The organism is Frigidibacter sp. (genome assembly GCF_030695035.1).
Classification (GTDB): Bacteria; Pseudomonadota; Alphaproteobacteria; order Rhodobacterales; family Rhodobacteraceae; genus Frigidibacter.
Map to the genome: position 1 here is coordinate 66885 of NZ_JAUYTT010000011.1, position 24617 is coordinate 91501.

At 68.0% G+C, this 24617-nt stretch carries 21 protein-coding genes; 12 read left to right on the forward strand and 9 right to left on the reverse strand.

What is annotated here, in order from left to right; genetic code table 11:
• Positions 1-39 precede the first annotated feature (39 nt).
• The 4 genes from betI (at position 40) to betA (ending at position 5402) form a co-directional block, all read left to right on the forward strand.
• A complete protein-coding gene (gene betI, locus Q8S30_RS11295) occupies positions 40-627 on the forward strand; it encodes a transcriptional regulator BetI (RefSeq protein ID WP_305666119.1) in 588 nt (195 codons plus the stop codon).
• Complete coding sequence (betC, locus tag Q8S30_RS11300; RefSeq protein ID WP_305666120.1) at positions 624-2132, forward strand: choline-sulfatase; 1509 nt, start codon at positions 624-626, stop codon at positions 2130-2132. The genes betI and betC overlap by 4 nt, the downstream gene beginning before the upstream one ends.
• A gap of 78 nt (positions 2133-2210) precedes the next feature.
• Positions 2211-3665: a betaine-aldehyde dehydrogenase gene (gene betB / locus Q8S30_RS11305; RefSeq protein ID WP_305666139.1), complete on the forward strand. Its 1455-nt coding sequence runs from the start codon at positions 2211-2213 to the stop codon at positions 3663-3665.
• A gap of 78 nt (positions 3666-3743) precedes the next feature.
• Entirely contained in the window at positions 3744-5402 is a 1659-nt protein-coding gene (gene betA, locus Q8S30_RS11310; RefSeq protein WP_305666140.1) for a choline dehydrogenase, read from the forward strand.
• Here betA and Q8S30_RS11315 read toward each other — a convergent pair.
• Positions 5399-6031, reverse strand: a complete 633-nt coding sequence (locus Q8S30_RS11315; protein ID WP_371135506.1) for an aminotransferase class IV family protein — start codon at positions 6029-6031, stop codon at positions 5399-5401. The two genes, betA and Q8S30_RS11315, sit on opposite strands and share 4 nt — an antisense overlap.
• Entirely contained in the window at positions 6001-7122 is a 1122-nt protein-coding gene (locus Q8S30_RS11320) for an aminodeoxychorismate synthase component I (RefSeq protein WP_305666122.1), read from the reverse strand. The genes Q8S30_RS11315 and Q8S30_RS11320 overlap by 31 nt, the downstream gene beginning before the upstream one ends.
• A gap of 143 nt (positions 7123-7265) precedes the next feature.
• Here Q8S30_RS11320 and Q8S30_RS11325 point away from each other — a divergent pair, with 143 nt between their 5' ends.
• Both Q8S30_RS11325 and Q8S30_RS11330 read left to right on the forward strand, forming a co-directional pair.
• A complete protein-coding gene (locus Q8S30_RS11325) occupies positions 7266-7925 on the forward strand; it encodes a thermonuclease family protein (protein ID WP_305666123.1) in 660 nt (219 codons plus the stop codon).
• A gap of 84 nt (positions 7926-8009) precedes the next feature.
• Positions 8010-8249, forward strand: a complete 240-nt coding sequence (locus Q8S30_RS11330; protein WP_305666124.1) for a YdcH family protein — start codon at positions 8010-8012, stop codon at positions 8247-8249.
• Positions 8250-8303: 54 nt separating this feature from the next.
• Here Q8S30_RS11330 and Q8S30_RS11335 read toward each other — a convergent pair whose 3' ends face one another.
• Both Q8S30_RS11335 and Q8S30_RS11340 read right to left on the reverse strand, forming a co-directional pair.
• Positions 8304-9698, reverse strand: coding sequence for a short-chain fatty acyl-CoA regulator family protein (locus tag Q8S30_RS11335; RefSeq protein WP_305666125.1), 1395 nt, complete (start codon positions 9696-9698; stop codon positions 8304-8306).
• Positions 9699-9793: 95 nt separating this feature from the next.
• Positions 9794-10999 carry a multidrug effflux MFS transporter gene (locus tag Q8S30_RS11340; RefSeq protein WP_305666126.1) on the reverse strand — a complete coding sequence of 402 codons (1206 nt, stop codon included), beginning with the start codon at positions 10997-10999 and terminating at the stop codon, positions 9794-9796.
• Between the two features lie 110 nt (positions 11000-11109).
• Here Q8S30_RS11340 and Q8S30_RS11345 point away from each other — a divergent pair, with 110 nt between their 5' ends.
• Positions 11110-11898, forward strand: coding sequence for a DUF2189 domain-containing protein (locus Q8S30_RS11345; protein ID WP_305666141.1), 789 nt, complete (start codon positions 11110-11112; stop codon positions 11896-11898).
• A 269-nt stretch (positions 11899-12167) separates the two neighbouring features.
• Here the strand turns inward: Q8S30_RS11345 and Q8S30_RS11350 are convergent, their stop codons facing one another.
• The 5 genes from Q8S30_RS11350 to Q8S30_RS11370 form a co-directional block, all read right to left on the reverse strand.
• Positions 12168-12806 carry a VOC family protein gene (locus Q8S30_RS11350; RefSeq protein ID WP_305666127.1) on the reverse strand — a complete coding sequence of 213 codons (639 nt, stop codon included), beginning with the start codon at positions 12804-12806 and terminating at the stop codon, positions 12168-12170.
• A 92-nt stretch (positions 12807-12898) separates the two neighbouring features.
• Positions 12899-13396 (reverse strand): polymer-forming cytoskeletal protein, encoded by a 498-nt coding sequence (locus Q8S30_RS11355; protein WP_305666128.1) that lies wholly within the window; start codon positions 13394-13396, stop codon positions 12899-12901.
• Complete coding sequence (locus tag Q8S30_RS11360) at positions 13386-14705, reverse strand: M23 family metallopeptidase (protein WP_305666129.1); 1320 nt, start codon at positions 14703-14705, stop codon at positions 13386-13388. The genes Q8S30_RS11355 and Q8S30_RS11360 overlap by 11 nt, the downstream gene beginning before the upstream one ends.
• 271 nt (positions 14706-14976) lie before the next feature.
• The gene (locus Q8S30_RS11365) at positions 14977-15771 is read right to left on the reverse strand and encodes a ferritin-like domain-containing protein (protein WP_305666142.1); all 795 of its coding nucleotides are present in this window, start codon (positions 15769-15771) and stop codon (positions 14977-14979) included.
• Positions 15772-15821: 50 nt separating this feature from the next.
• Positions 15822-16298, reverse strand: coding sequence for a peroxiredoxin (locus Q8S30_RS11370; RefSeq protein ID WP_305666130.1), 477 nt, complete (start codon positions 16296-16298; stop codon positions 15822-15824).
• A gap of 130 nt (positions 16299-16428) precedes the next feature.
• Between Q8S30_RS11370 and Q8S30_RS11375 the strand changes: the two genes are divergently transcribed.
• The 5 genes from Q8S30_RS11375 to lpdA all read left to right on the forward strand — a co-directional run bounded on the left by Q8S30_RS11375 (position 16429) and on the right by lpdA (position 24428).
• Positions 16429-19773, forward strand: coding sequence for an AsmA-like C-terminal region-containing protein (locus Q8S30_RS11375; RefSeq protein WP_305666131.1), 3345 nt, complete (start codon positions 16429-16431; stop codon positions 19771-19773).
• Between the two features lie 11 nt (positions 19774-19784).
• Positions 19785-20873, forward strand: a complete 1089-nt coding sequence (gene queA / locus Q8S30_RS11380; protein ID WP_305666132.1) for a tRNA preQ1(34) S-adenosylmethionine ribosyltransferase-isomerase QueA — start codon at positions 19785-19787, stop codon at positions 20871-20873.
• 72 nt (positions 20874-20945) lie between these two features.
• A complete protein-coding gene (locus Q8S30_RS11385; RefSeq protein ID WP_305666133.1) occupies positions 20946-22298 on the forward strand; it encodes an MFS transporter in 1353 nt (450 codons plus the stop codon).
• A gap of 75 nt (positions 22299-22373) precedes the next feature.
• Positions 22374-22955, forward strand: coding sequence for a DUF924 family protein (locus tag Q8S30_RS11390; RefSeq protein ID WP_305666134.1), 582 nt, complete (start codon positions 22374-22376; stop codon positions 22953-22955).
• A gap of 75 nt (positions 22956-23030) precedes the next feature.
• On the forward strand, positions 23031-24428 hold the full coding sequence (gene lpdA, locus Q8S30_RS11395) for a dihydrolipoyl dehydrogenase (RefSeq protein WP_305666135.1): 1398 nt from the start codon (positions 23031-23033) through the stop codon (positions 24426-24428).
• Positions 24429-24617: the final 189 nt, after the last annotated feature.

The following is a 24617-nucleotide window of genomic DNA, read 5'->3' on the forward strand; positions in this document are numbered from 1 at the left end:
ACCCCTAGGATTAGATTGCAACAGTTTTCCGGGGTTTTCATGGCACGCATCGCGGCAGAGCCTCTTCGGCGGGCAGAGATTGTCCAGGCGACCATACAGGAGATCGGCCTTGCGGGAACCCTTGAGGTGACCGTGGCGCAGATCGCCAAGCGCGCCGGCGTGTCGGCGGCGCTGGCGCACCATTATTTCGGCTCCAAGGAGGCGATCTTCCTGGCGGCGATGCGGCATGTGCTGGCAATCTACGGGGCCGAGGTGCGGGGCGCGCTGGCCACCGCGCATCAGCCGCGGGCGCGGATCGAGGCGATCGTGCGGGTGTCGTTTTCCAGCACGAACTTCCGCCGCGAAGTCATTGCGGCATGGCTGAATTTCTACGTTCTGGCCCAGACCATGCCCGAGGCGCGGCGGCTGCTGGAGATCTACCGCCGCCGCCTGCATTCGAACCTGACCCATGACCTGCGCCCGCTGGTCGGCGCGCGGGCCGGGGCGGTGGCCGAGGGGCTGGGGGCGCTGATCGACGGCGTCTATCTGCGCCAGGCGCTGCGCGTGCAGGCACCCGACCGACAGGCTGCGGCGCTGCTGGTGATGAGCAGTTTTGAGGCCGAACTTGCACAAGGAACCCGCCCATGACCCGCCCGAATATCCTGATCCTGATGGTCGATCAGCTGAACGGCACGCTGTTTCCCGATGGCCCGGCGGATTGGCTGCATGCGCCGAATCTGAAGAAGCTGGCGGCGCGCTCGGTGCGATTCGCCAATGCCTATACCGCCTCGCCGCTCTGCGCCCCCGCGCGTGCCTCGTTCATGTCGGGGCAATTGCCCTCGCGCACCGGGGTCTATGACAACGCCGCCGAGTTCCGGTCTGACATCCCCACATACGCCCACCACCTGCGCCGCGCGGGGTACCTGACTACGCTGTCCGGCAAGATGCATTTCGTCGGACCCGACCAGCTGCACGGGTTCGAGGAGCGGCTGACCACCGACATCTACCCCGCCGATTTCGGCTGGACGCCGGATTACCGCAAGCCGGGCGAGCGGATCGACTGGTGGTATCACAACATGGGCTCGGTCACCGGGGCCGGGGTCGCCGAGATCACCAACCAGCTGGAATACGATGATGACGTCGCCCATCAGGCCAGGGCGAAGATCTACGATCTGTCGCGCGGCCTTGATGCGCGGCCCTGGATGCTGACGGTCAGCTTCACCCATCCGCACGATCCCTATGTCGCGCGCAAGAAATACTGGGATCTTTATGAGGGCTGCGAGCATCTGATGCCCGAGGTCGGGCTCATTCCCTATTCCGAACAGGATGCCCATTCGCGGCGCATCTTCGACGCCTCGGACTGGCACAATTACGATCTGACGGACGATATGGTTCAGCGCTCGCGCCGCGCCTATTTCGCCAATATCTCCTATTGCGACGACAAGATCGGCGAGATCCTGCAGGCGCTGGAGGATACGCGGCAAGAGGCCATCGTGGTCTTCGTGTCCGACCACGGCGACATGCTGGGCGAGCGTGGGCTGTGGTTCAAGATGAACTTCTTCGATGGCTCCTCGCGCGTGCCGCTGATGCTGTCGGCGCCGGGGATGGCGGCGGGGCTTATCACCGATCCCGTCTCCACCCTCGACGTCACGCCGACGCTGTGCGATCTGGCGGGGATTTCCATGGACGAAGTGATGCCCTGGACCGATGGGCAGAGCCTGCTGCCGCTGGCAGGCGGTGCGCCGCGGGCCGAAGCGGTGGCGATGGAATATGCCGCCGAGGCCAGCAACGCGCCGCTGGTGTCGCTGCGCAAGGGCCGCTGGAAGCTGAACCTGTGCAAGCTGGACCCGGATCAGCTGTTCGATCTCGAGGCGGACCCCCACGAACTGCGCAACCTCGCCGAGGATCCGGCCCATGCCGCCACGCTGGCGGAGTTGAAGTTCGAGGCCGCGACCCGCTGGGATCTGGAGCGTTTCGACGCCGATGTCCGCGCCAGTCAGGCCCGCCGCTGGGTGGTGTACGAGGCGCTGCGTCAGGGGGGCTATTACCCCTGGGACTATCAGCCGCTGAAGAAGGCGTCCGAGCAGTACATGCGCAATCACATGGACCTCAACATCCTCGAAGAGAGCAAACGCTTTCCCCGCGGCGAGTGATCGCCGCGAGCCTGACTTTCTGTGGCGAGCGATCGCCGCGACCACACATTCACGACTTGCCGGAGAGACCCCATGACCCTGATCGCCCAGCCAGAGGCCAGCCACTTCATCGACGGCGCCTATGTCGAGGACAGCGCCGGAGCGGTCATCGACGTGATCTTCCCCGGCACCGGCGAGGTGATCGCCCGGCTGCATGAGGCGACGCCGGCCGTCATCGAGGCCGCCTTGGCCTCCGCCACCCGTGCGCAAAAGGACTGGGCCGCCCGCAAGCCGGTGGAGCGCGCCCGCATCCTGCACCGCGCCGCCGCCCTGATCCGCGAGCGCAACCCCGAACTGTCGGCGCTGGAAACCCTCGATACCGGCAAGCCGATCCAGGAAACGCTGGTGGCCGATGCCAGCTCTGGCGCCGATGCGCTGGAGTATTTCGCGGGGCTTGCCCCCACGGTGACGGGCGAGACCATCCCGCTTGGGCGCGATTTCGTCTACACGATCCGCGAGCCCCTCGGCGTGTGCGTCGGCATCGGCGCGTGGAACTATCCCACCCAGATAGCCTGCTGGAAATCCGCCCCCGCGCTCGCCTTCGGCAATGCGATGGTGTTCAAGCCGTCGGAAACCACGCCGCTTTGCACGCTGAAACTCGCGGAACTCTACATCGAGGCCGGGCTGCCCGCGGGCCTGTTCAACGTGGTGCAGGGCCGCGGGGCGGTGGGGGCGGGGCTGATCACCGATCCCCGCGTGGCCAAGGTCTCGCTGACCGGATCGGTGCCGACTGGCCGCCGTGTCTACGCCGCCGCCGCCGAGGGGATGCGGCATGTGACGATGGAGCTTGGCGGCAAGTCGCCGCTGATCATCTTCGACGATGCCGATCTGGAAGATGCGGTCGGCGCGGCGATGCTGGGCAACTTCTATTCGGCCGGGCAGGTCTGCTCCAACGGCACGCGGGTGTTTGTGCAGGGCGGCATCAAGGAGCGGTTCCTGGACCGGCTGAAAGCGCGGACCGAGGCGATTATCCTTGGCGATCCGCGCGAGGAGGCGACGCAGATGGGCCCGCTGGTCAGCGCCGCGCAGCTGGAGAAGGTCGCAGGCCACATCGCCGCCGGGCAGGCGGAGGGCGCGCGGCTGGTGACGGGCGGCGCGCGGGTGCCGCTGAACTCCGGCTATTACATCCAGCCGACGGTGTTTGCGGATGTCACCGACAGCATGTCGATTGCGCGCGAGGAGATCTTCGGGCCGGTGATGGCGGTGCTGGACTTTGCCGATGAGGATGAGGTGCTCGCCCGCGCCAATGCCACCGAATTCGGCCTCGCCGCCGGTGTCTTCACCCGCGACATCGCCCGCGGGCACCGGATGGCGGCGGGGCTGGAGGCCGGCACCTGCTGGATCAACGCCTATAACCTGACCCCGGTCGAGGCGCCCTTCGGCGGCGTCAAGCAATCGGGCGTCGGGCGGGAAAACTCCCGCGCGGCCATCGAGCATTATACGCAAGTGAAGTCGGTTTATGTCGGCATGGGGCCGGTGGACGCGCCCTACTGATTTTTCGGATGGGCCGGCACAGCCCGCCAGACACGAACGAAGATTTTGCCGGCGGGGCCGGACACGAGGATGACCAGGATGGAAGCGGATTATGTGATCGTAGGCGCAGGCTCGGCCGGTTCGGCCGTGGCCTACCGGCTGGCGGGCGCTGGCCACAAGGTGCTGGTGATCGAGCATGGCGGGTCGGACGCTGGCCCCTTCATCCAGATGCCGGCGGCGCTGAGCTATCCGATGAACATGGGCATCTATGACTGGGGCCTGCGTAGCGAACCCGAGCCGCACTTGGGCAATCGCAGCCTTGCCACCCCGCGCGGCAAGGTGGTGGGCGGGTCGTCCTCGATCAACGGCATGGTCTATGTCCGCGGCAATGCCCGCGATTTCGACACCTGGGCCGAGATGGGCGCGCAGGGCTGGGGCTATGCGGACGTGCTGCCCTATTTCAAGCGGATGGAGACCTGGCACGGCGGCAAGGATGGCGGCGATCCCACTTGGCGCGGCGACAGCGGCCCGCTGCACATCACCCGCGGCCCGCGGTCGAACCCGCTGTTCTCCGCCTTCATCGAGGCCGGCAAGCAGGCGGGCTATGAGTTGACCCACGACTATAACGGCGAGAAGCAGGAGGGCTTCGGCCCGATGGAGGCGACGATCTGGAAGGGCCGGCGCTGGTCTGCGGCGAACGCCTATCTGCGCCCGGCGCTGAAGACCGGCAACTGCACGCTGATCCGCGCGCTGGCCCGGCGGGTGGTCATCAAGGACGGCCGCGCGGTGGGGGTAGAGGTGGACCGGGGCGGCAAGACCGAAGTTATCACGGCGCGGGCGGAAGTGATCCTGTCCGCCTCCTCCATCAACACCCCCAAACTGCTGATGCTGTCGGGCATCGGCCCTGCGGCGCATCTGGCGGAGCATGGCATCGACGTCGTGGCAGACCGGCCGGGGGTGGGCGCGAACCTGCAGGACCATCTGGAGGTCTACATGCAGTTCGCCTCCAAACTCCCTGTCACGCTTTACAAATACTGGAACCTGCTCGGCAAGGCGGGCATCGGCGCGCAGTGGCTGTTCACTGGGCGCGGGCTTGGCGCCTCGAACCAGTTCGAAAGCTGCGCCTTCATCCGGTCCGCGCCGGGGGTGGAGTATCCCGACATCCAATACCACTTCCTGCCCATCGCCGTGCGCTATGACGGTAAGGTCGCGGCGGAGGGGCATGGCTTTCAGGTGCATGTCGGCCCGATGCGCTCGCGCTCGCGCGGGTCTGTCACCCTGCGGTCAGCTGATCCGCGCGAGGCGCCGGTGATCCGCTTCAACTACATGAGCCAGCCCGAGGATTGGGAAGAGTTCCGCCGCTGCGTTCGCCTGACCCGCGAGATCTTCGCGCAGGCGGCCTTCGCGCCCTATGTGAAGCACGAGATCCAGCCGGGCGCGGCGGTGGAGAGCGATGATGAGATCGACGGCTTCATCCGCGAACATGCCGAAAGTGCCTATCACCCCTGCGGCACGGCGCGGATCGGGGCGGCGAGCGATCCGATGGCGGTGGTCGATCCCGACTGCCGGGTGATCGGGGTGGAGGGGCTGCGGGTCGCCGACAGCTCGATCTTCCCAAGCATCACCAACGGCAACCTCAACGCCCCCTCGATCATGACCGGCGAGAAGGCGGCGGACCATATCCTTGGCAAGGGGATGCTGGCCCCCTCCAACGCGGCGCCGTGGCAGAGCCCCAATTGGCAGGTTGCGCAGCGTTAGAGGGCCGCCGGGATCAGCCCGCGCAGCGAGTTGCCCATCCACAGCCGGGCGCGGGGGAGGTCGGCGAGGGTCAGCACCGCCTCGCGCGCCGCGCCCGTCTGCAGCATCTCCGCACGCAGGCAGCCGGGCAGCAGGCCGCAACGCTGGGGCGGGGTGCAGAGGCCGCTCCCGAGGTCGAAGAAGAGGGTGGTGATGGTGCCCTCGCAAAGCTCGCCGTACTGGTTGGCGTAGATGTACTCGTCGGTGCCTGACGGTAGCGCGGCGCGGTCCCGGTCATAGAGCTGCCGGCGGGTGGTCTTGATGCCGAGCCAGGGGTCGGCGGCGTCGAGCCGGGTTTGCGCCAGCGCGACACGCCAAAGCGCCGGGTGCGGAGCGAGGGGAGCATGGGTGACCTCTGCGCGGCCGTCCTGCGCCAGCGTCAGCCGCACCCTCAGGGGGGCGGGGCCGGTGATGGTGGCAAGGGCTTTGGCGACGGCTTCGGGGTCATGGTCGAAGCCAAGCCGCGCTGCGCTGCTGGCGAGGCGGTCAAGGTGCCGGTCCAGCCTCACAAGGCGCCGGCCGTCCCACCCAAGCGTCTCGATCAGGCGCAGGTCGGGGGTCAGGTCAGTCGGGCGAAACGGGCTTTCCACAGCGCCTCCTCCCATTCCCCCTCGGCGGTGCTGTCCGCGACCACGCCGCCGCCCACATTGAGCGTGACCGCTCCGCCGGTCTGCAGCGTCAAAGTGCGGATCGCCACGTTGAAGGCCGATGAGCCATCGGGCCCCGCCCAGCCGATCGCCCCGCAATAGGCACCGCGAGGGTGCGGCTCCAGCTCATGGATGATCTGCATCGCCCGGATCTTCGGCGCGCCGGTGATCGACCCGCAGGGAAAGATCGCGCGCAGGATGCCGGCGAGCCCGGTGCCGGGGAGGAGCTGGCCCCGCACCTCGGACACCATCTGGTGGACGGTGGCGAAGCTTTCGACCGCGAACAGCTGCGGCACCTTGACCGAGCCGACCCGGCAGATACGCGACAGGTCATTGCGCATCAGATCCACGATCATCAGGTTCTCGGCGCGGTCCTTCACCGCCGCGCGAAGGCCCTCGGCAAGGGCCGCATCCTGCGCAGGGTCAGGGTGGCGGGGGCGGGTGCCCTTCATCGGCCGCACGGTGATGCCGCCCGCCGCATCGGTGGCGAAGAAGGACTCGGGCGACAGCGAGACCAGCGCGGGCGTGTCCGGCAGTGCCACCACCGCGCCATGCCCGACGGGCTGCACCCGCGACAGCGCGGCGTAGAGGCCGAGGGGGGTGCCCTGCGCCTCGGTGGTCAGCGGGAAGGTCAGGTTGACCTGATAGCAATCGCCGGCGCGGATCAGCTCCAGCGCGCGGGCGATTGCCTCGGCATGGGCGGCGCGGGGAAGGGTGGGAATTGGCGCGGTCAGCCGGGCATCCGCCGCCTCGGCCTCGGCGCGGGCAAACGTTTCGGTCGCATCGCGCGGTGCATCATAGACGCCGAGATGGACCAGCGGGCCGGCCGGACGCTGCAGCCCCGCCAAGGCGGGCTCCAGTGCAAACCCCGCCTCATAGGCTAGCATCCCGGCAACCCAATGCCCCGAGGCCAGCGCCGCCTCGGCTTGCTCCAGCGCCGGCACGACCTCCACCGCGCTGTCGGCGCGGATCAGGGTGCGGGGCGCGTCGAACAGGGCGGGGAGGCCGCCGGGGCCATTCTGGAGCAGGATCATCTGGTGCCTTTAGGGGCGGCGCATCCGGGCGCGGCGGCCCGACCATCCCCGATGCCGGGGGGCTGCGCAAGCGGGTCTTGGCTGCGTTGACCACGCTGGCCGTCGGCGCTTGCCCTGCAGGGACGGGGCTGGCAGAAGGGGGCATGTTAACCATTCGTTCACTCTTTGGTCCCATCGTGCTGGCAGCGTTGCTTGGCGGGCCGGTCGTTGCGCAGACCGTCTCTGGCCCGGCGCGGATTGTCGATGGCGATACGGTGGAGGTGGAGGGCGTCACGGTTCGGCTCTATGGCATCGACGCGCCGGAGATGTCGCAGACCTGCCGGCGCGACGGTCAGGCTTGGGCCTGCGGGGCCTGGTCGCGCGACGTGCTGGCAGGGCTCGCGCGCGGCGGGCTGCGCTGCAAGGGGCGCGAGCAGGACCGCTATGGCCGGCTGGTCGCCACCTGCACCGGGGCGAGGGGCGATGTGGCGGCTGCAATGGTCGCGGGCGGCGCAGCCTTTGCCTACCGGCAGTACTCGCTGGACTATGTCGATGCCGAAAAGCGCGCGGCGGTGGCCGGGATCGGGCTGTGGGATGGCGAGGCGGAGCGGCCGGATACAGTGCGCGCCGCTGGCCGCGCGGCGCCGCAGGCGGCCCCCGGGGATTGCACGATAAAGGGCAACATCTCTTCCCGCGGCCAGATCTACCATGTGCCGGGCAGCCGAAGCTGGGCCGATACCCGCATCGACACCGACGCAGGCGAGCGCTGGTTCTGCACCGAGGCCGAGGCGCGGGCGGCGGGATGGCGCCGGGCGGGCGGATAGCACCGACTTGATACGGGTCAAGGTGGTTGCGGGCACCGCGGGTTAAGCCTAGGGCCGGACAACACAGGAACAAGGGAGAGACCCGTGTCGAACACCCCCCATGATATCTATGAGGATTTTCCCGGCGAAGCCGAGAAGATCCATGCCCTGAAGGCCTCGGATGCGCATTTCGCGCGGATCCTTGAGGAATATCACGAGATCAACCGCGACGTTCACCGCGCCGAGACCAATGTCGAGCCGGTGGAACAGTTGGTCGAGGTCGAGATGCGCAAGAAGCGTGCGGCGCTGAAGGATGATCTGGCGCGGATGCTGGCCAAGGCCTGATCCGCAACGCTTCACGACAAAGGGGCCCCGGAGTGATCCGGGGCCCCTTTGCGTTCAGGCAATCTCATAGGGCAGCAGCCCGCGCCGGTCCGGATCGACGCGCAGGCGGCGCTCCAGCGGCGGGACGGAGCGCTGGTGGCAGTCCTTGCGCTCGCAGATCCGGCAGGAAATGCCGATGGGCTGATAGGCGCGCGGGTTCGACGGGTCGAGATCGTCGGCATAGACCACCTGCGCGGCGTGGCTGACCTCACATCCCAGACCGATGGCATAGCGGCGGATCGGCGCGTGGAACGACCCGCCGGGCTTGGACACATCGCGCGCGAGGCTGAGATAGCGCACCCCGTCGGGCGTTTCGGCCAGCTGGCGCAGGAAGCGGCCTGGGGTTTCGAAGGCCTGATGCACGTTCCACAGCGGGCAGGCGCCGCCGAAGCGTGCAAATTGCAAACGGGTTGCAGAATGGCGCTTGGTGATGGTGCCGGCCTGATCGACACGGACGAAATAGAAGGGGATGCCCTTGGCGCCGGGGCGCTGCAGGGTGGACAGCCGATGCGCCACCTGCTCGATCGAGGCGCCGAACTGGTCGGCCAGCCGCTCCAGATCATGCCGCGCCTCCTGCGCCGCCTCCAGAAACACTCGATATGGCAGCAGCGCGGCGCCGGCGAAATAGTTGGCGAGGCCGATCTTTGCGATGGCGCGGGAAGTTTCGGACTGGAAGCGGCCGAGGTCCAGCGTCGCCTCCAGAAGGTCGTTCTGCGTGGTCAGCGCGACCTGGTGCAGCACCTGAAAGCGTTGCGTCGCGGTGGCAGCGCGGGTGGAGATCAGCAGCCGGTGGCCGGCTTGCGAGCGAAGCGCATCGACATCACAAAATTGCAACTCTATACCCCGGCTGCGGAGCAGTTCGGCCGCGTGAACCATCGGGTCCAAGCGCTTGCCGTCCGGGCAGGAAAACCGTTCGGCGGCCCGGTCCACGGCATCGAGGTAATTATCGCAATAGTGAAAGAAGTCGCGCACTTCTTCCCAAGGGCTGGTCAGCGTCGCCGCATCGTCGCGCCCCAAGGCATCGTCCAGCGAGGCCAGCCGCTCATGAGTCTGCCGGTAAGCCCGGTGCAGCTCCAGAAACGCCCGCGCCAGTGCTGGGGCGTTGGAGGCGGCCAGCCGCAGATCGGCAAGCGGCGGCGCGGCATCGGCGAAGACCGGATCTGCCAGCGCCTCGCGCATGTCGCTGACCAGCCGTTCGGCATCCCCCGTAGACAGCTCGGTCACGTCGAGCCCGAACTCGCCCGCCAGTGCCAGCACCACCCCGGCCGAGACCGGGCGGTGATTGTTTTCCATCTGGTTGAGGTAGGGCAGCGACACCCCCAGCCGTTCCGCAAAGATCTTCTGCGTCAGGCCCAGCCGTCCGCGCGTCTCGCGGAGCTTGAGCCCCGCGTAGAGTTTCTGCGTCGCCATCCCGTGTCCCCCCAGGAGTTTGCGAAACGAGTCATAGCGTTTGCAAACCCGGCTGCGCAAGCTTGCCGTCAGCGGCAATACAGCGCGGGGCGGGATCAGAGCCCCAGCGTCTTCTTGCGCCGCATCACCCAGAGGATCGACGGGATGGAGGCCGCCGAGGAGACCAGCATCAGCATCAGCAGCGGTGTCGCCCCGCTCTCCACGCTCAGCACTGCGCCGGCGAGCGCCGCCAGCGCCGCGCCGCCGCCGATGGTCATGGTGCCTCCAAGGCCCGAGGCGGTGCCGGCAAGTTCGGGGCGCACCGACATCATCCCGGCATTGGCATTGGGCAGCAGCAACCCATTGCCAAGCGCCATGAGGCCCACGAAGGGGAAGAAGGTCAGCGGGTGGCTCATCCCGGCCAGATCCAGCGCCAGCGCCGCCGCTAGCGGCAGGGTCGAGACGAAGGCGCCGGCCAGCACCATCCGCTCTATCCCCAGCCGCACTGAGTAGCGGCCCGACAGGAAATTCCCAAGCGCATAGCCGATGGCGGGCGCGGCGAAGTAATACCCCACAGCCGCCGGGCTGAGACCGAACACCTCGGCCCCGACAAAGGGCGCGCCGCCGATATAGGCGAAGAACGCGCCGGATGAGGTGGTTGCCGCCAGCGCATAGCCCCAGAAGCGGCGCGAGGTCAGCAGCTCGGGGTAATGGCGCGCCTGATCGGCAAAGCTGCCAGTGCCGCGCTGGCCGGTCTCGCCGAGGTCAGCCCAGATCAGTGCCAGCACCAGCAGGCCGGAGACGCCGAGGGTGATGAAGGTCGCGCGCCAGCCGAATACCTCATCCAGCGCGCCCCCCGCAATCGGGCCCAGCATCGGCGCCAGCGACATGCCCATGGTGACATAGCCGATCATCGAGGCGGCTTGCGGCCCCGGCACCATGTCCCGCACCACCGCGCGGCTAAGGACGAGGCCGGTGACGACCGAGGCCTGCATCATCCGGAAGCCGAGGAACACCCCCGCGTTGGGCGCCAGCAGCGTGCCAAGCGTCGCCAGCACGAAGATGGTCAGCGCGCCAAGGATCACCGGGCGGCGGCCATAGCGGTCCGACAGCGGTCCGACCAGCAGCTGCACCACCGCCGACACCGCCAGATAGGCCGAGACCGACAGCTGCATCACGCTGTATTCCACCCCGAAATCGCGGGCCATGCCGGGCAGCGAGGGCAGGAACATGTTCATGTTCAGCGCGCCGAGGCCCGAGAGCAGGACCAGGGTGGCGATATGGGGCGGGGTGGTCCGGTCAAGGAAGCGCGCGCGGGTCATGCGGGTATCGCTATGCCGTTGCGGGGGGCTTGTCCACGGCGTGCGAGCGGCGCTTGCGGGGAATCAGCCGGCGCGCGTAGCGTTGCGGAAACGCAGGGGAGGGCGCAGTGATGGTGCAAGAAGACGTGGTGCAGGCGACGGCGGCCTCGCCGCTGCCCGAGGTGCAGGAGGTGCGGCTGGCCGATATCGGCGCGGTGCTGGCGGCGGGCTGGCGGGATTTCACCCGCGCGCCGCTGTTCGGGCTGTTCTTCTCGGCGGTCTATGTGCTTGGCGGCGTGGTGATGTGGCAGGTCTATACCGCGGCGGGGGCCGATTGGTGGCTGATCCCGGTCTTTGTCGGCTTCCCACTGCTGGCGCCCTTTGCCGCGACCGGGCTTTATGAGGTGAGCCGGCGGCTGGAGGCGGGGCAGGCGCTGGACTGGCCGGGCGTGCTGGGGGTGGTCTTCGCGCAGCGCCAGCGGCAGGTGCCGTCGATGGCGATGCTGATCCTCTTGATGTTCATGTTCTGGGTGTTCGTGGCGCATACGATCTTCGCGCTGTTCATGGGCCTGTCGGCGATGACCAATGTGTCCTCGTCCTTCGAGGTGCTGTGGACGGGCAATGGCCTGATCATGCTGGCGGTGGGCAGCGCTGTCGGCGCGGCCTTCGCGACGGTGCTGTTTTCGGTGACGGCTGGCGGGCTGCCGATGCTGCTGGACCGCGAGGTGGATTTCGTCTCGGCGATGATCCGCAGCGTGCAGGCGGTGACGGCGAATGTGGCGGTGATGGCGGTCTGGGGTGCGGTGATCGCCGGGCTGCTGTTCGCGGCGATGGTGCCGATGTTCCTGGGGCTGTTCGTGGTGCTGCCGGTGCTGGGGCACGCGACATGGCATATGTATCGGCGGCTGCTGGGGGAGTGAGGCCCTACTGCCGGGTTTGAGAGCTGTTTCTGGCGCGATCAGGGGACTTGCCAGTGGCAAGTCACCCGCGCCGGTTGCCCGAAGGCGCAAGCCGCAGGGCAAGGGGGGTGAAGCTTGGTCCGAAGGGTGCCAAATTCTGATGGGACCGCCCAGGTGGGCACGCATGTGCCCGCCCCCGGAGGGCGGGCACATCAGAATTTCGTCGACGGCCGAAATTCTGGAAGACGCCCTTGGCAGGCCGAGCGGCGTTAGGCGGCTTTGTGCAGGGATCAGGTCAGCTCCCGCATCCCGGCCGGCGTTTCGATCAGCGCCCGGTATCGCAGCCTCGGGCCCTGCAAGACCACCGGCGGGCGGTCGATGGCCAAGGCGCGCAGCAGCGCCTCGATGCCTGCCGGGTCCGGGTGCTCCAGCGTGAACGTGGCCAGCCGCGCGCCAAGATCGGGGATGGTGGCGATGTAGCTGGCATCGCCGCGGTGGTCGATGATCGAGGGGGCGGCGCCGTCCAGCGGCAGCGAGCCATCCCTTGGGATGGTGAAGGCGAAGCTTGGATCGTCCGGCGGCAGCGTGACGACCTCGCCAAAAATTGCCCCGTGGCCCGCGACGACGGTCTCCAACCCCTCGGCATTGGCGACCCAGCCGCGCAGGCGGCGGCCTTCCTCCCAGTCGGCGCGCACCTGCCTCTGGTCATCGAGCCCGAACCAGCGGGCCCGGCCCGGCGCCGTGCCCTCGGGGTCGAGCGCGACGATCTCCAGATAGACCGAGGCCCCCAGCTGCAGACGGTGATTGTGGGTGCCCATGTAACCGTGCCGGCTGCCGAACGGCACGTCGAGGCCCAGGCAGGCCCGGACATGCGCCACCCCTTCGGTCAAAGTGGGGGCGATCACGGTGAGGTGGTCGAGCTTCAACATGGCGGGAGCCTCCCAAAGCGTTGAACGCCAAAGGGCGGCGCCCATCGGCACCGCCCTTGATCATTTCGGCCAGGGCCCGAAGGCCCGTCCGATTATTCCTGCGGAACCGGCGGGGCCAGTTTCGGGGTCACGCCATTGGCGAGCGGATCGTCCTGCCGCTGCACCGAGCCTTCGAAATGCGCGCCGCTTTCGATGGCGATGGTCTTGTGGATGATGTCACCCTCGACCCGTGCCGAGGAGGTCAGCCGCACTTTCAGACCGCGCACCCGGCCGACGACACGGCCGTTGACGACGATGTCATCGGCGACGATCTCGCCGCGTATGGTGGCGCTTTCGCCGACCGTCAGCAGGTGGGCGCGGATATCGCCCTCGACCGTGCCTTCGATCTGGATGTCGCCGCTGGTCTTGATATTGCCGGTGATCAAGAGGTCCGATGACAGCACAGAGGCGGCCGGCTTGATCTTGGGCGAACTGGGCGGGGTGTAGTCGGTCGAAGTCCGGGCCAACGCGGTTTCCGGGGCCTTGGGCTTGTCGGTCTCGGTCCCGGCAGTCTTGGGACCGGGTTCGTTGATCCTGCTTTTAGAAAACATCTCTTCCCGCCTTGATGAACGTCATGGGATTGACTGGTGAGCCCCCGGTGCGCACCTCGTAGTGAAGATGGGTGCCGGTGGAGCGTCCGGAATTGCCCATATCACCGATCCTGTCCCCGCGCGAGACCCTATCCCCGACATTCACGCGGATTTGGGCCATATGGCCATAGCGGGTCTCGATGCCGAACTGGTGCTTGATGGTGACCAGTCGGCCGTAACCCGACATCCAGCCGGCATGGCTGACCACCCCGTCGGCGGTGGCGTAGATCGGCGAGCCGTAAGCGCCGGCAAGGTCGATCCCGGCATGGAGCCTGCCCCAGCGGGTGCCGAAGGGTGAGGTGAAGCGGAAGGCCGATTGCAGCGGCATCGCCAGCGGCACGCGCTCGGCCGCGATGCGGTAGACGTTGAGCCGGTCGAACCCTTCCAGCAACCTTGCGGCGCGGGCCTCATCGACGCTGGCGGTGGGGTCGTTCTTGGCCGACATGGCGATCGGCGTCCACGGCCCGCCCTGGCCCGAATAGCCGCGCTGCACCTGGCTGATCAGATCGTCGGGGTTGAGGCCGGCGGATTTGAACACCTTGTCGAGCGGGTCCATCGAGACGGTGATCGCGTCTTCGAGGGCGTTGAATATCTCATCGTTGCGCTCTTCCATCAGCCGTTTTTCATAGGCGATGGTTTCGGTCTCGGCACGGCTGACCTCGGCCTCGGCAATCTTCTGGTCACGCTCGGCCGCGGTCTCGCCCAGGGTATTGGACAGGATGTCGAGCGTCGCCACCAGGTCGCCGGTGCGGGCAAGACCCGTCGCCTCGACCTCGCCGGCCAGCGCGGCACTTGCCACCTTGGCCTCGGTGCGGGCGGTGTCGCGTTCGCCCATGGTGCGGCGCAGGGTGGACTGGATCACGTCGATCCCGGTTTCCAGCTCGCGCCGCCGCTCTTCCGAGTCGAGCAGCGCCGATTGCATGGTCGAGACCTGCTGGAGGGCCACAGCGAAGCGTTCCTGCGCGGCGACGGCTTCCTCGGCGCGGGCATCGCGTTCGCGGGCGATGGTGTCGAGCCGGGTTTCATAGACCGATTGCTTGCGGGCCGCCTGATCGCGGGCAGTGCCCGAGCCGATCGAATCCATCAGCAGAATCGCGGTGGCGATGATCGTCCAGGCGAGCACGAGCCCGCTCGAGGACAGAACCAGTGCCTGGGTCAGCGGCCGCAGCCGGATGAACCTTGTTTCGGTATCGGAACGCAGGAACAGGCGTTGTTCCGGCAGGTGACGCGCGAGCGCCGTGTTGACTCGGTGCAGTATCCGTTTCGGCACGCGCCCTGGTCCTTTATTGCCCTCATCCGAGACGGGGCTTAGCAACCGGGGGGGCGGCAGGGCAATCTTTTTGCGCGGGCGTGGCGGGATTGTCGCAGCTTCCTGCCGGTTTTGGGCGGAATGCCGCCGAAACGGGTGCCCGAACGGGCAGGGGGCGCAAAGGTGGGGGCTGTGTGCCCCGTTGCCAAGGAAGCCGGGGGGCTGTCTGCCCCCCGGAGCCCCCCGAGGATATTTCTAAAAAGCAAAGGGGAAGACCGGCGTTTCTTGCAGGTCAGTCCGCGTCTTCGGTCAGCGGCCAATAGAAGTCGGGCGGCAGGCCGGCCTCGGCGCGCTTTTCCTCGTTGAAGGGCGGCTTGAGGGTGCCGTGGAAGTAGCGGCGCACGAGGCTGTGGAATACCTCCTTGGGATCGCTCCCCTCGCGGCCGCAGAGCCAGTTGAACCATTTGGAGCCATAGGCGACATGGCCGACCTCTTCGGCATAGATCACCTGCAGCGCGGCGACGGTTTCGGCCTCGCCGGCCTTGGTGAAGATGTCGATCATGCCGGGGGTCACGTCGAGCCCGCGCGCTTCGAGCACCATCGGCACCACGGCGAGGCGGCCCTGCAGATCCTCGGCGGTATCCTCGGCGGCTTGCCACATGCCGGCATGGGCGGGCAGGGCGCCGTAGAAGCTGCCCATCGCCTCGAGCCGGTCGCAAAGCAGGTTGAAGTGCTTGGACTCCTCATCCGCCGCCTTCACCCAGTCATCGTAGAAGCCCATCGGCATGGGGGAACCGCCGAAGCGGGCGATGATGTCCCAGTGCAGATCGACCGCGTTCAGCTCGATATGCGCGACGGCGTGGAGGAGGGCGATGCGCCCCTCAAGGCTGCCGGTGCGGCGGCGGGGCACGTCGCGCGGCGGCAGCAGGTCGGGCTTCACCGGCCGCGCGGGGCGCTGCGGCGGGGTCGCGGCGCCGACCGGGATCGGCGTGCCGGCGGCGCGGGCAGCGAGCCAGCGCGCGGCATGGGCGTGGCTGAGCGCCGTCTTGGCGCGGCCATCGGCGGTGGAGAGGACCTCCACCGCCATCGTGGTCAGCGTTGCGGCGCTCACAGTGCCATCCTGCTCATCTTGCGCGTTCACAGCGCGCGGGCCGCGTCCAGCACCTCGGCGGCATGGCCCGGCACCTTCACCTTGCGCCAGATGCGGGCGATATTCCCCGTGCCGTCGATCAGCACGGTGCTGCGCTCGATGCCCATATAGGTCTTGCCGTACATGTTCTTCTCGGCCCAGACGCCGTAGCGCTCGCAGGTATCCGCGGCCTCGTCGGAGACCAGGATCACCCCCAGCCCGTGCTTGGCGCAGAACTTGTCATGCGCCTTCACACTGTCCTTCGAGAGGCCGATGACCACGGTGCCCGCCGCCGCAAATTCCTCTTGCAGGCGCGAGAAATCCAGCGCTTCGGTGGTGCAGCCGGGGGTGTCGTCCTTGGGATAGAAGTAGAGCACCACCTTTTGCGGGCGCAGGGCCGAAAGGGTGACGGTGCCCCCGCCATCGCGGGGCAGGGTGAAATCGGGGGCCGGGGTGCCGGGTTCGATCTGGACAGTGTCGATCATCTCGCCGTGATCCTTTGCGTGTCTGTTCGACTTCGGGTTTTAATGCAGCCGGGGCAAAGATAAAGGGCAAGCGGACCGGGGCGCGGGGTTTGCGCGTTCGGACCCTATGAATGAGGCGGACAAGCGCGGAATGACAGCGGGCGAGGATGAGCTGCGGGACGGGGAGGCGGGCCGGCAGACGGCTGTCCTGCCGCCCGCGCGCCGCCGCAGGGGCCGCCTTGGGCTGTGGCTGCTGCTGAGCCTTGCGCTGATCATGGCCGCCTCGGGCTTCGGGGTGATGGCGCTGACCGGCCGGCCGATTCTGCTGCCCTCCTGGGCGGTGGAGCGGATCGAGGCGCGGATCAACCTTGCCATGTCCTCCCCCGCGGGCTCGCCCGCCGGGACGATGAAGCTTGGTGCGGTCGAGCTGCTGGTGGACGCGCGTTTCGTGCCGCGGGTGCGCCTGCGCGGGGTCGAGATCCGCTCGGGCGGTGCGCCGGTGGCACTGCTGCCGGAACTGCGCGCCAGCTTCTGGCCGAAGCCGCTGCTGCGGGGCCGGCTGGAGCCGCGCAGCCTTCGGATTTCAGGCGCACAGGTGATGCTGCGGCGCACGCCCGACGGGGCACTCGACCTTGCCTTCATGCAGGGCGCCGCGGCGGGCGCGCGTCATATCGGCTCGCTGCCCGAGGGGCTGGAGGCGCTGGAGGAGGTCTTCGCGCTGCCGGTGCTGGCCGGGATTGCGCGGATCGAGGCCGATGACCTTGGCATCGTGCTGGACGACCAGCGCGCAGGCCAGCGCTGGATCGTGTCGAACGGGCGGCTGAGCCTGACGCAGGACATCGCGGATCTGGCCATTGGCCTGTCGTTTGAAGTTGCGGGCGAGGGCGAGGAGCCGGCCTCGGCGCAGCTGTCGCTGACCAGCTCCAAGACCGGGCCCGAGGCGAGTTTCGGCGCCACCGTCACCCGCGTGCCCGCCGCCGATCTGGCCGCGCAGGCGCCAGCGCTGGCCTGGCTGGCGGTGCTGGATGCGCCGATCTCGGGCGCGTTCCGCTCGGGCGTGGATGCGCAGGGGCGGGTCGGCCAGATGGATGGCACGCTGGAGATCGGGACCGGCGCGCTGCGCCCTGTGGAGGGCGTGCGGCCCGTGGCCTTCGAGGGGGCGAAGCTCTATTTCAGCTATGACCCCGCTGCGGCGATGATCGACTTCCGCGAGGTGACGGTGGAAAGCGCCGCCCTGCGCGCCCGCGGCACCGCGCGCGCCTGGCTGCAGGGGATGGAGACCGGCTTCCCGACCGGCCTTGTGGCGCAGGTGGCGCTGTCGGATCTGCTGGCCGATCCGTTGGGGCTGTTCGAGACGCCGATTGCCTTTCAAAGCGGCGCGATGGACCTGAAGCTGACGCTCGATCCGTTCCAGCTGAGCATCGGGCAATTCGTGCTGGTGGATGAGGGAGGGCGCCGTATCGCTGCGGATGGCACCGCCAGTGCCGATGCCGAGGGCTGGGACATGGCGCTGGACGTGACGCTGGACGCGGTGGCCCATGACCGGCTGCTTGCACTGTGGCCGGTGACTCTGGTGCCGGGAACGCGCCGCTGGATCGCCGAGAATGTCACCACGGGCGAGCTCTTTGACGTGCGCGCCGCGGTGCGGCTGAAGCCGGGGACCGAGCCGCGGATGTCGCTGGACTATGCCTTCCGCGGCGCCGAGGTGCGGGTGCTGAAAACCCTGCCGCCGGTGCAAGATGGCAGCGGCTATGCCACCATCGCGGACAACGCGCATACGCTGGTGGTGGATCGCGGCCATGTGGTCGCGCCCAATGGCGAGCCGGTGGATATGGCCGGATCGGTGATGACGGTGCCCGATATCGAGCAAAAGCCGGCGCCGGTGGAGATTGTGCTGCGCACCGCCTCGACCATCAGCGCGGCGCTGTCGCTGCTGGACGAGCCGCCCTTCCGCATCATGCAAAGGGCCGGGCGCGGCATCGACATTGCCGAGGGGCGGGCCGAGGCCGAGGCGAAGCTGAAGCTGACCCTCGCGCCGCGGGTGCGGCCCGAGGATGTGGAGTATGACGTGACTGCGCGGTTGACCGAGGTACGGTCGGACAAGGTGGTGGCGGGGCGCGAGGTGCGGTCGGAGGGGCTCGATCTGCGGGCGAACCGGCAGGGGATGACGCTGTCGGGGCCGGGCACGATTTCCGGCGTGCCGTTCCGCATGGCCTGGCGGCAGGAGTTCGGGCAGGAGCAGCAGGGCCGCTCGCGCCTCGATGGCACGGTGGAACTGTCGCCGCGGTTCCTCAAGGCCTTTGGCATCGGGCTGCCGGAGGGCATGGTGCGGGGCGAGGGCATCGGGGATATCACCATCGATCTGGCGAAAGACTCGCCGCCCGCGTTCCGCCTGCGGTCGGACCTGAACCGCGTGGCGCTGGCGATCCCCGAGATTGGCTGGTCGAAGGGGGCCGCGCAGACGGGCTCGCTGGACGTGTCGGGCCGGCTGGGAAGCCCGCCCTCGGTCGACGCGCTCAAGATCGAGGCGGCGGGGCTGTCGGCCAATGGCTCTGTCGCGTTGCAGGCGGGTGGCGGGCTCGAGGCGGTGCGGCTGCCGCAGGTGCAGGTAGGCGGCTGGTTCAATGGCGGGGTAGAGCTGCGGGGCCGCGGTCAGGGCAGGGCGCCTGCCGTGGTCGTCACCGGCGGCACGGCCGACCTGCGCCGCGCCGAGTTCGGCAGCGGGAGTGGCGGCGGCGGCGGGGACAGCCCGCCAATCCAGATCGCGCTGGACCGGCTGACCGTGTCGGAAACCCTGTCGCTGCAGCGGCTGCGCGGCGAGTTCTCCAGCCAGGGTGGCTTTTCGGGCCGCTTCACGGGGCTGGTCAATGGCGCGGCCGAGGTGTCGGGCACCGTCGCCCCGACCCGCGGCTCTGGCCGCACTGGCGTGCGGCTGCAATCGCAAGACGCGGGCGCGGTGTTCCGCGCCACCGGCATCTTCTCGCGCGCCCGGGGCGGGGTGATGGATCTGGTGCTGACCCCGCGCGGCACCGGCAAGGGCAGCTATGACGGCGCGCTCGCGGTCCGCGACTTGCGCGTGCAGGACGCGCCGGTGCTGGCCGAACTTCTCAGCGCCGTCAGCGTGATCGGGCTTCTGGAGCAGATGGGCGGCGAGGGGTTGCTGTTCAACACGGTGGATGGCCGCTTCACCCTGTCGCCCGACCGGGTGGAGATTGTGGAAAGCGCCGCCATGGGCGCCTCGCTTGGCGTGTCGATGTCGGGGGTTTACGGGCTGAAATCGGGGCGGATGGAGCTGCGGGGGGTGGTGTCGCCGCTCTATATGGTCAATGCCCTCGGCCAGATCGTCTCGCGCCGGGGCGAGGGGCTGTTCGGCTTCAACTATACCATCTCGGGCACTGCCAAGGCGCCGGCGGTCAGTGTCAACCCGCTGTCGATCCTGACGCCGGGGATCTTCCGCGAGATCTTCCGCAGCGATCCGCCCCGGGTCACGCAGTAAGGATACACCTCGTGAAGCTTTCTGATTTCGACTTCCACCTGCCCGAGGCGCTGATCGCCACGCGGCCCGCCAAGCCGCGGTCCTCGGCGCGGTTGCTGCTGGCGGAAGGCAATGGCATCGCCGACCGCAGCGTCGCCGACCTGCCGGACATCCTGCGCCCCGGCGACCGGCTGGTGCTGAACAACACGCGCGTGATCCCGGCCCGGCTGAACGGCACCCGCACGCGGCCCGGCGCGCAGGGTGAGGGCGTCGCGAAGATCGAGGTGACGCTGCTGGAGCCGACGCCGGGCGGCGAATGGTCCGCGCTGGCCAAACCGCTGCGCAAGCTGAAGCCGGGGGAGACCATCCGCTTCTCGGACGCGCTGGCCGCCGAGGTGACCGGCATCGCCGATGGCCGCCTGACGCTGGCCTTCAACTGTGCCGGCCCGGATTTCGACGCCGCGCTGGCCGAGGCGGGCGACATGCCGCTGCCGCCCTATATCGCCGCCCTGCGCGCCCCCGATGCGCAGGACCGCGACGATTACCAGCCGGTCTTCGCGCGCCATTCCGGCGCCGTCGCCGCGCCCACGGCCAGCCTGCATTTCGACGCGCCCTTGCTGCAGGCGCTGCAGGCGCGGGGGGTGGAGTTCACGGAAGTCACCCTGCATGTCGGCGCCGGCACCTTCCTGCCGGTGAAGGTGGATGATGTGGCGACGCACCGGATGCATGCCGAATGGGGCGAGGTCACCCCCGCCGCTGCTGCCGCGATCAACGCCACCCGCGCCGCGGGCGGGCGTGTTATCCCGGTCGGCACCACCGCGCTGCGGCTGATCGAGAGCGCGGCGGGCGCGGACGGCGTGCTGCACCCCTGGCAGGGCAGCACCGACATCTTCATCTATCCGGGCTATCGGTTCCGGGTCACCGATGCGCTGATGACCAACTTCCACCTGCCGAAATCGACGCTGCTGATGCTGGTCTCCGCGCTGATGGGGCAGGACCGCATCCGGCGCATTTACGAGCACGCCACAAACAGCGGTTACCGCTTCTTCTCATATGGCGATGCCTCGCTGCTGATCCCTGATGCGTGGGACAGCCCCGACCTGCCCATTGCCGGCGCGTAATCCGCCGCCGCTGCATTTGCTTTTCACCCCGCCCTCGCGTAGCTCTGGGGGCCTTCTTGCCAGAGGCTGACGATGATCGAGGTTCTGCGAAATTCATGGGCGCTGCTGCTTGGCGTGATGCTGTTCATGCTGGGCAACGGCATGCAGGGCACCTTGCTGGGTATCCGCGGCGGTATCGAGGGATTCTCGACCCTGCAGATGTCGGTGGTGATGTCGGCCTATTTCGCCGGGTTCCTGTTCGGCAGCCGGATGACGCCGGAGTTGATCCGCCGTGTCGGCCATGTCCGGGTGTTCGCGGCGCTTGGATCTTTGATCTCGGCGGTGTTGGTGATGTATGCCGTCGCCCCCGACTGGATCGCCTGGACGCTGATGCGGGTGGTGATCGGGTTCAGCTTCTCGGGCGTCTACATCACCGCGGAAAGCTGGCTGAACAACGCCTCGACCAATGAGAACCGCGGGCAGGCGCTGTCGGCCTACATGATCGTGCAGATGATCGGCATCATCGCCGCGCAGGGGTTGATGGCCTTTGGCGATCCGTCGGGCTTCATCCTGTTCGTGATCCCCTCGGTGCTGGTGTCCTTGGCCTTCACCCCGATCCTGCTTAGCGCTGGGCAGGCCCCGGCTTTCGAATCGACCAAGCCGCTGAGCTTCCGGCGGCTCTATGAAGCCTCGCCCCTTGGCTGCGTCGGCATGTTCCTTGTGGGTGGCATCTTTGCCGCGCTCTGGGGCATGGCGTCGGTCTTCGGCACGCAGGCGGGGATGACGGTTCCGCAGATCTCGCTGTTCATCGCGGCAATCTATCTGGGGGGGCTGGTGCTGCAATATCCCATCGGCTGGGCCTCGGACCGGATGGACCGGCGGCAGCTGATCGTGGCGATGACGCTGGTGGCGGCGGCGGTGATGATGGTGCCGGTGCTGGTCGATGTGCCCTTCAGCGTGCTGCTGGGTGTGGCGATGGTGGCGGGTGGCGTGTCCAACCCGCTCTATTCGCTGCTGGTCGCCTATACGAATGACTTTCTGGACAATTCCGACATGGCTGCCGCGTCGGCGGGGCTGCTGTTCATCAACGGCCTCGGCGCCATCGGCGGCCCGCTGCTGACCGGCTGGATCATGGCGCAGATGGGGCCCTCGGGCTTCTTCCTTTATATCGCGTCGCTGATGCTGCTGCTGGCGGCCTATGCTGGCTACCGGATGACGCGGCGCCCGGCGCTCGCCTCGGACCAGACTGGCGCCTTCGCCGCACTGTCGCCCACCGCCTCGTCGCTGGCGGTGGAGGCTGCGCTTGGCGCCGCGCAAGAGGGCGGCCCGCAGAACCCCGATCCGGGTGGGGAGGCGGAGGCCGAGATCGGCGCGCCCGAGCCCGACCTCACCTCCGATCCCGGCTTCGATCCTGAGCGGCCGACCGGAGAGCCAGAGCGCGGCTGACCGAAGGGGGACCGGCTCTGGCCATCGCCGCCCCGCTCTGTCAGGCTGGACATCCGCGCTGAGGAGGAGACGACCATGGCAAGCACCCAAGACATTCTCGCCTATTGGGCGGGGATCGGCCCGGCGGGCTGGTATGCGGTTGAACCCGCGCAGGACGCGCAGATCCGCGACGCCTTCCTGCCGGACTGGGAGGCGGCACTGGCCGGCGAGCGTGAGCATTGGATCGAGGGTGCCGAGGGCAGCCTTGGCTACATCATCCTGACCGACCAGTTCCCGCGCAACATGTTCCGCGGCGACGCGCGCAGCTTTGCCACCGATGCGCAGGCGCTGGCTGCGGCCCGCGTGGCGACGGATGCCGGCTGGGACAGTGCCGTCGCCGAACCGCTGCGGCAGTTCTTCTACCTGCCCTTCATGCATTCCGAAGCGCTTGCCGATCAGGCCCGCTGCCAGCAGCTTGTGGTGGACCGGATGCCGGAAACCGGTGCCGGCACCCTGCAGCACGCGCGCGCCCATGCGCTGGTGATCCTGCGCTTCGGCCGCTTCCCCTATCGCAATGCGGCCTTGGGGCGCGAGACGACCGAGGCCGAGGCAGCGTTTATTGCCGAAGGCGGCTACGGCGCGGCGCTGCGCGAGGTGCAGGCCGCGGATGGCGCATAGGCCGCATGTGCAGCGGCGTTGAACCGCGCCCAAAAATAGTTTAAGGCCAAACTATCTTCGCAGCAGGAGGAAGACATGGCGGCCCAGACATTCGACATGATCGTGATCGGCGCCGGCCCGGGCGGCTATGTGGCCGCCATCCGCGGCGCGCAGCTGGGGCTCAAGGTCGCCATTGTCGAGCGCGAGACGCTTGGCGGCATCTGCCTCAACTGGGGCTGCATCCCGACCAAGGCGCTGCTGCGCTCGGCCGAGGTGTTCCACCTGATGCACCGCGCCAAGGAATTCGGGCTGAAGGCCGAGGGGATTTCCTTCGACCTCGCCGAGGTGGTGAAACGCTCGCGCGGGGTGGCCAAGCAGCTCTCCTCGGGCATCGCCCACCTGATGAAGAAGAACAAGATCACCGTGTTCATGGGCACCGCGACGATCCCGGCCAAGGGCCAGGTCCGCGTCAAGACTGACAAGGGCACCGAGGATCTGGCGGCGAAATCCATCGTGCTGGCGACCGGCGCGCGCGGGCGCGAGCTGCCGGGGCTGGAGCCCGATGGCGATCTGGTCTGGGGCTACCGCGATGCACTGGTGGCCAAACGGATGCCGAAAAAGCTGCTGGTGATCGGATCCGGCGCCATCGGCATCGAGTTTGCCAGCTTCTTCAACACGCTGGGTGCGGATACCACTGTCGTCGAGGTGATGGACCGGGTGCTGCCCGTCGAGGATGCCGAGATTGCCGCCTTTGCGAAGAAGCAGTTCGTGAAGCAGGGCATGAAGATCCTGGAAAAGACCACGGTCAAGACGCTGGACCGCACCCCCGGCAAGGGCGTCGTCGCGCATCTGGAAAGCGCCGGCAAGACCGAGACGATGGAGTTCGACACGGTGATTTCCGCCGTCGGCATCGTCGGCAATGTCGAGGGGCTCGGGCTGGAAGCGCTTGGCGTGAAGATCGACCGCACCCATGTGATCACCGATGAGTTCTGCCGCACCGGCGTCGACGGGCTCTATGCCATCGGCGACATCGCCGGCGCACCCTGGCTCGCACACAAGGCCAGCCATGAGGGCGTGATGGTGGCCGAACTGATCGGCGGCGGCCATCCCCATCCGATCAAGCCGGGCTCCATCGCCGGCTGCACCTATTGCCACCCGCAGATCGCCAGCGTCGGCATGACCGAGGCGAAGGCGAAAGAGGCGGGGATCGAGATCCGCGTCGGCCGCTTCCCCTTCATCGGCAATGGCAAGGCGATTGCTCTGGGTGAGGCGGAAGGGCTGGTCAAGACCATCTTCGACGCCAAGACCGGCGAGCTTCTTGGCGCGCATATGGTCGGGGCGGAAGTGACCGAGCTGATTCAGGGCTATGTGATCGGCCGCACGCTGGAGACGACCGAGGCCGAGCTGATGCAGACAGTGTTCCCGCATCCGACGCTGAGCGAGATGATGCACGAATCGGTGCTGGACGCTTACGGGCGCGCGATCCACTTCTGAGCGCCGGAAGAAAGGGAGGGAGGGGGCTTTCAGCCCCCTCTTTGCGCTGCGCGCAAATTCACCCCCGAGGATATTTGGGCCAGAACGAATGCAAGTCGCTTAGCGCTTTGCCAGCGGGTGGTGGTCCATGACCAGCGCGGTTAGCCGTTCGTCCAGCACATGGGTGTTGATCTCGGTGGTCGCAAGGTC

Coding starts and splice junctions, on each gene's coding strand:
- betI (WP_305666119.1), top strand. CDS start 40: ATGGCACGCATCGCGGCAGAGCCTCTTCGGCGGGCAGAGATTGTCCAG.
- betC (WP_305666120.1), top strand. CDS start 624: ATGACCCGCCCGAATATCCTGATCCTGATGGTCGATCAGCTGAACGGC.
- betA (WP_305666140.1), top strand. CDS start 3,744: ATGGAAGCGGATTATGTGATCGTAGGCGCAGGCTCGGCCGGTTCGGCC.
- Q8S30_RS11320 (WP_305666122.1), bottom strand. CDS start 7,122: ATGATCCTGCTCCAGAATGGCCCCGGCGGCCTCCCCGCCCTGTTCGAC.
- Q8S30_RS11325 (WP_305666123.1), top strand. CDS start 7,266: ATGTTAACCATTCGTTCACTCTTTGGTCCCATCGTGCTGGCAGCGTTG.
- Q8S30_RS11335 (WP_305666125.1), bottom strand. CDS start 9,698: ATGGCGACGCAGAAACTCTACGCGGGGCTCAAGCTCCGCGAGACGCGC.
- Q8S30_RS11340 (WP_305666126.1), bottom strand. CDS start 10,999: ATGACCCGCGCGCGCTTCCTTGACCGGACCACCCCGCCCCATATCGCC.
- Q8S30_RS11345 (WP_305666141.1), top strand. CDS start 11,110: ATGGTGCAAGAAGACGTGGTGCAGGCGACGGCGGCCTCGCCGCTGCCC.
- Q8S30_RS11350 (WP_305666127.1), bottom strand. CDS start 12,806: ATGTTGAAGCTCGACCACCTCACCGTGATCGCCCCCACTTTGACCGAA.
- Q8S30_RS11355 (WP_305666128.1), bottom strand. CDS start 13,396: ATGTTTTCTAAAAGCAGGATCAACGAACCCGGTCCCAAGACTGCCGGG.
- Q8S30_RS11365 (WP_305666142.1), bottom strand. CDS start 15,771: ATGGCGGTGGAGGTCCTCTCCACCGCCGATGGCCGCGCCAAGACGGCG.
- Q8S30_RS11370 (WP_305666130.1), bottom strand. CDS start 16,298: ATGATCGACACTGTCCAGATCGAACCCGGCACCCCGGCCCCCGATTTC.
- Q8S30_RS11375 (WP_305666131.1), top strand. CDS start 16,429: ATGACAGCGGGCGAGGATGAGCTGCGGGACGGGGAGGCGGGCCGGCAG.
- Q8S30_RS11385 (WP_305666133.1), top strand. CDS start 20,946: ATGATCGAGGTTCTGCGAAATTCATGGGCGCTGCTGCTTGGCGTGATG.
- Q8S30_RS11390 (WP_305666134.1), top strand. CDS start 22,374: ATGGCAAGCACCCAAGACATTCTCGCCTATTGGGCGGGGATCGGCCCG.
- lpdA (WP_305666135.1), top strand. CDS start 23,031: ATGGCGGCCCAGACATTCGACATGATCGTGATCGGCGCCGGCCCGGGC.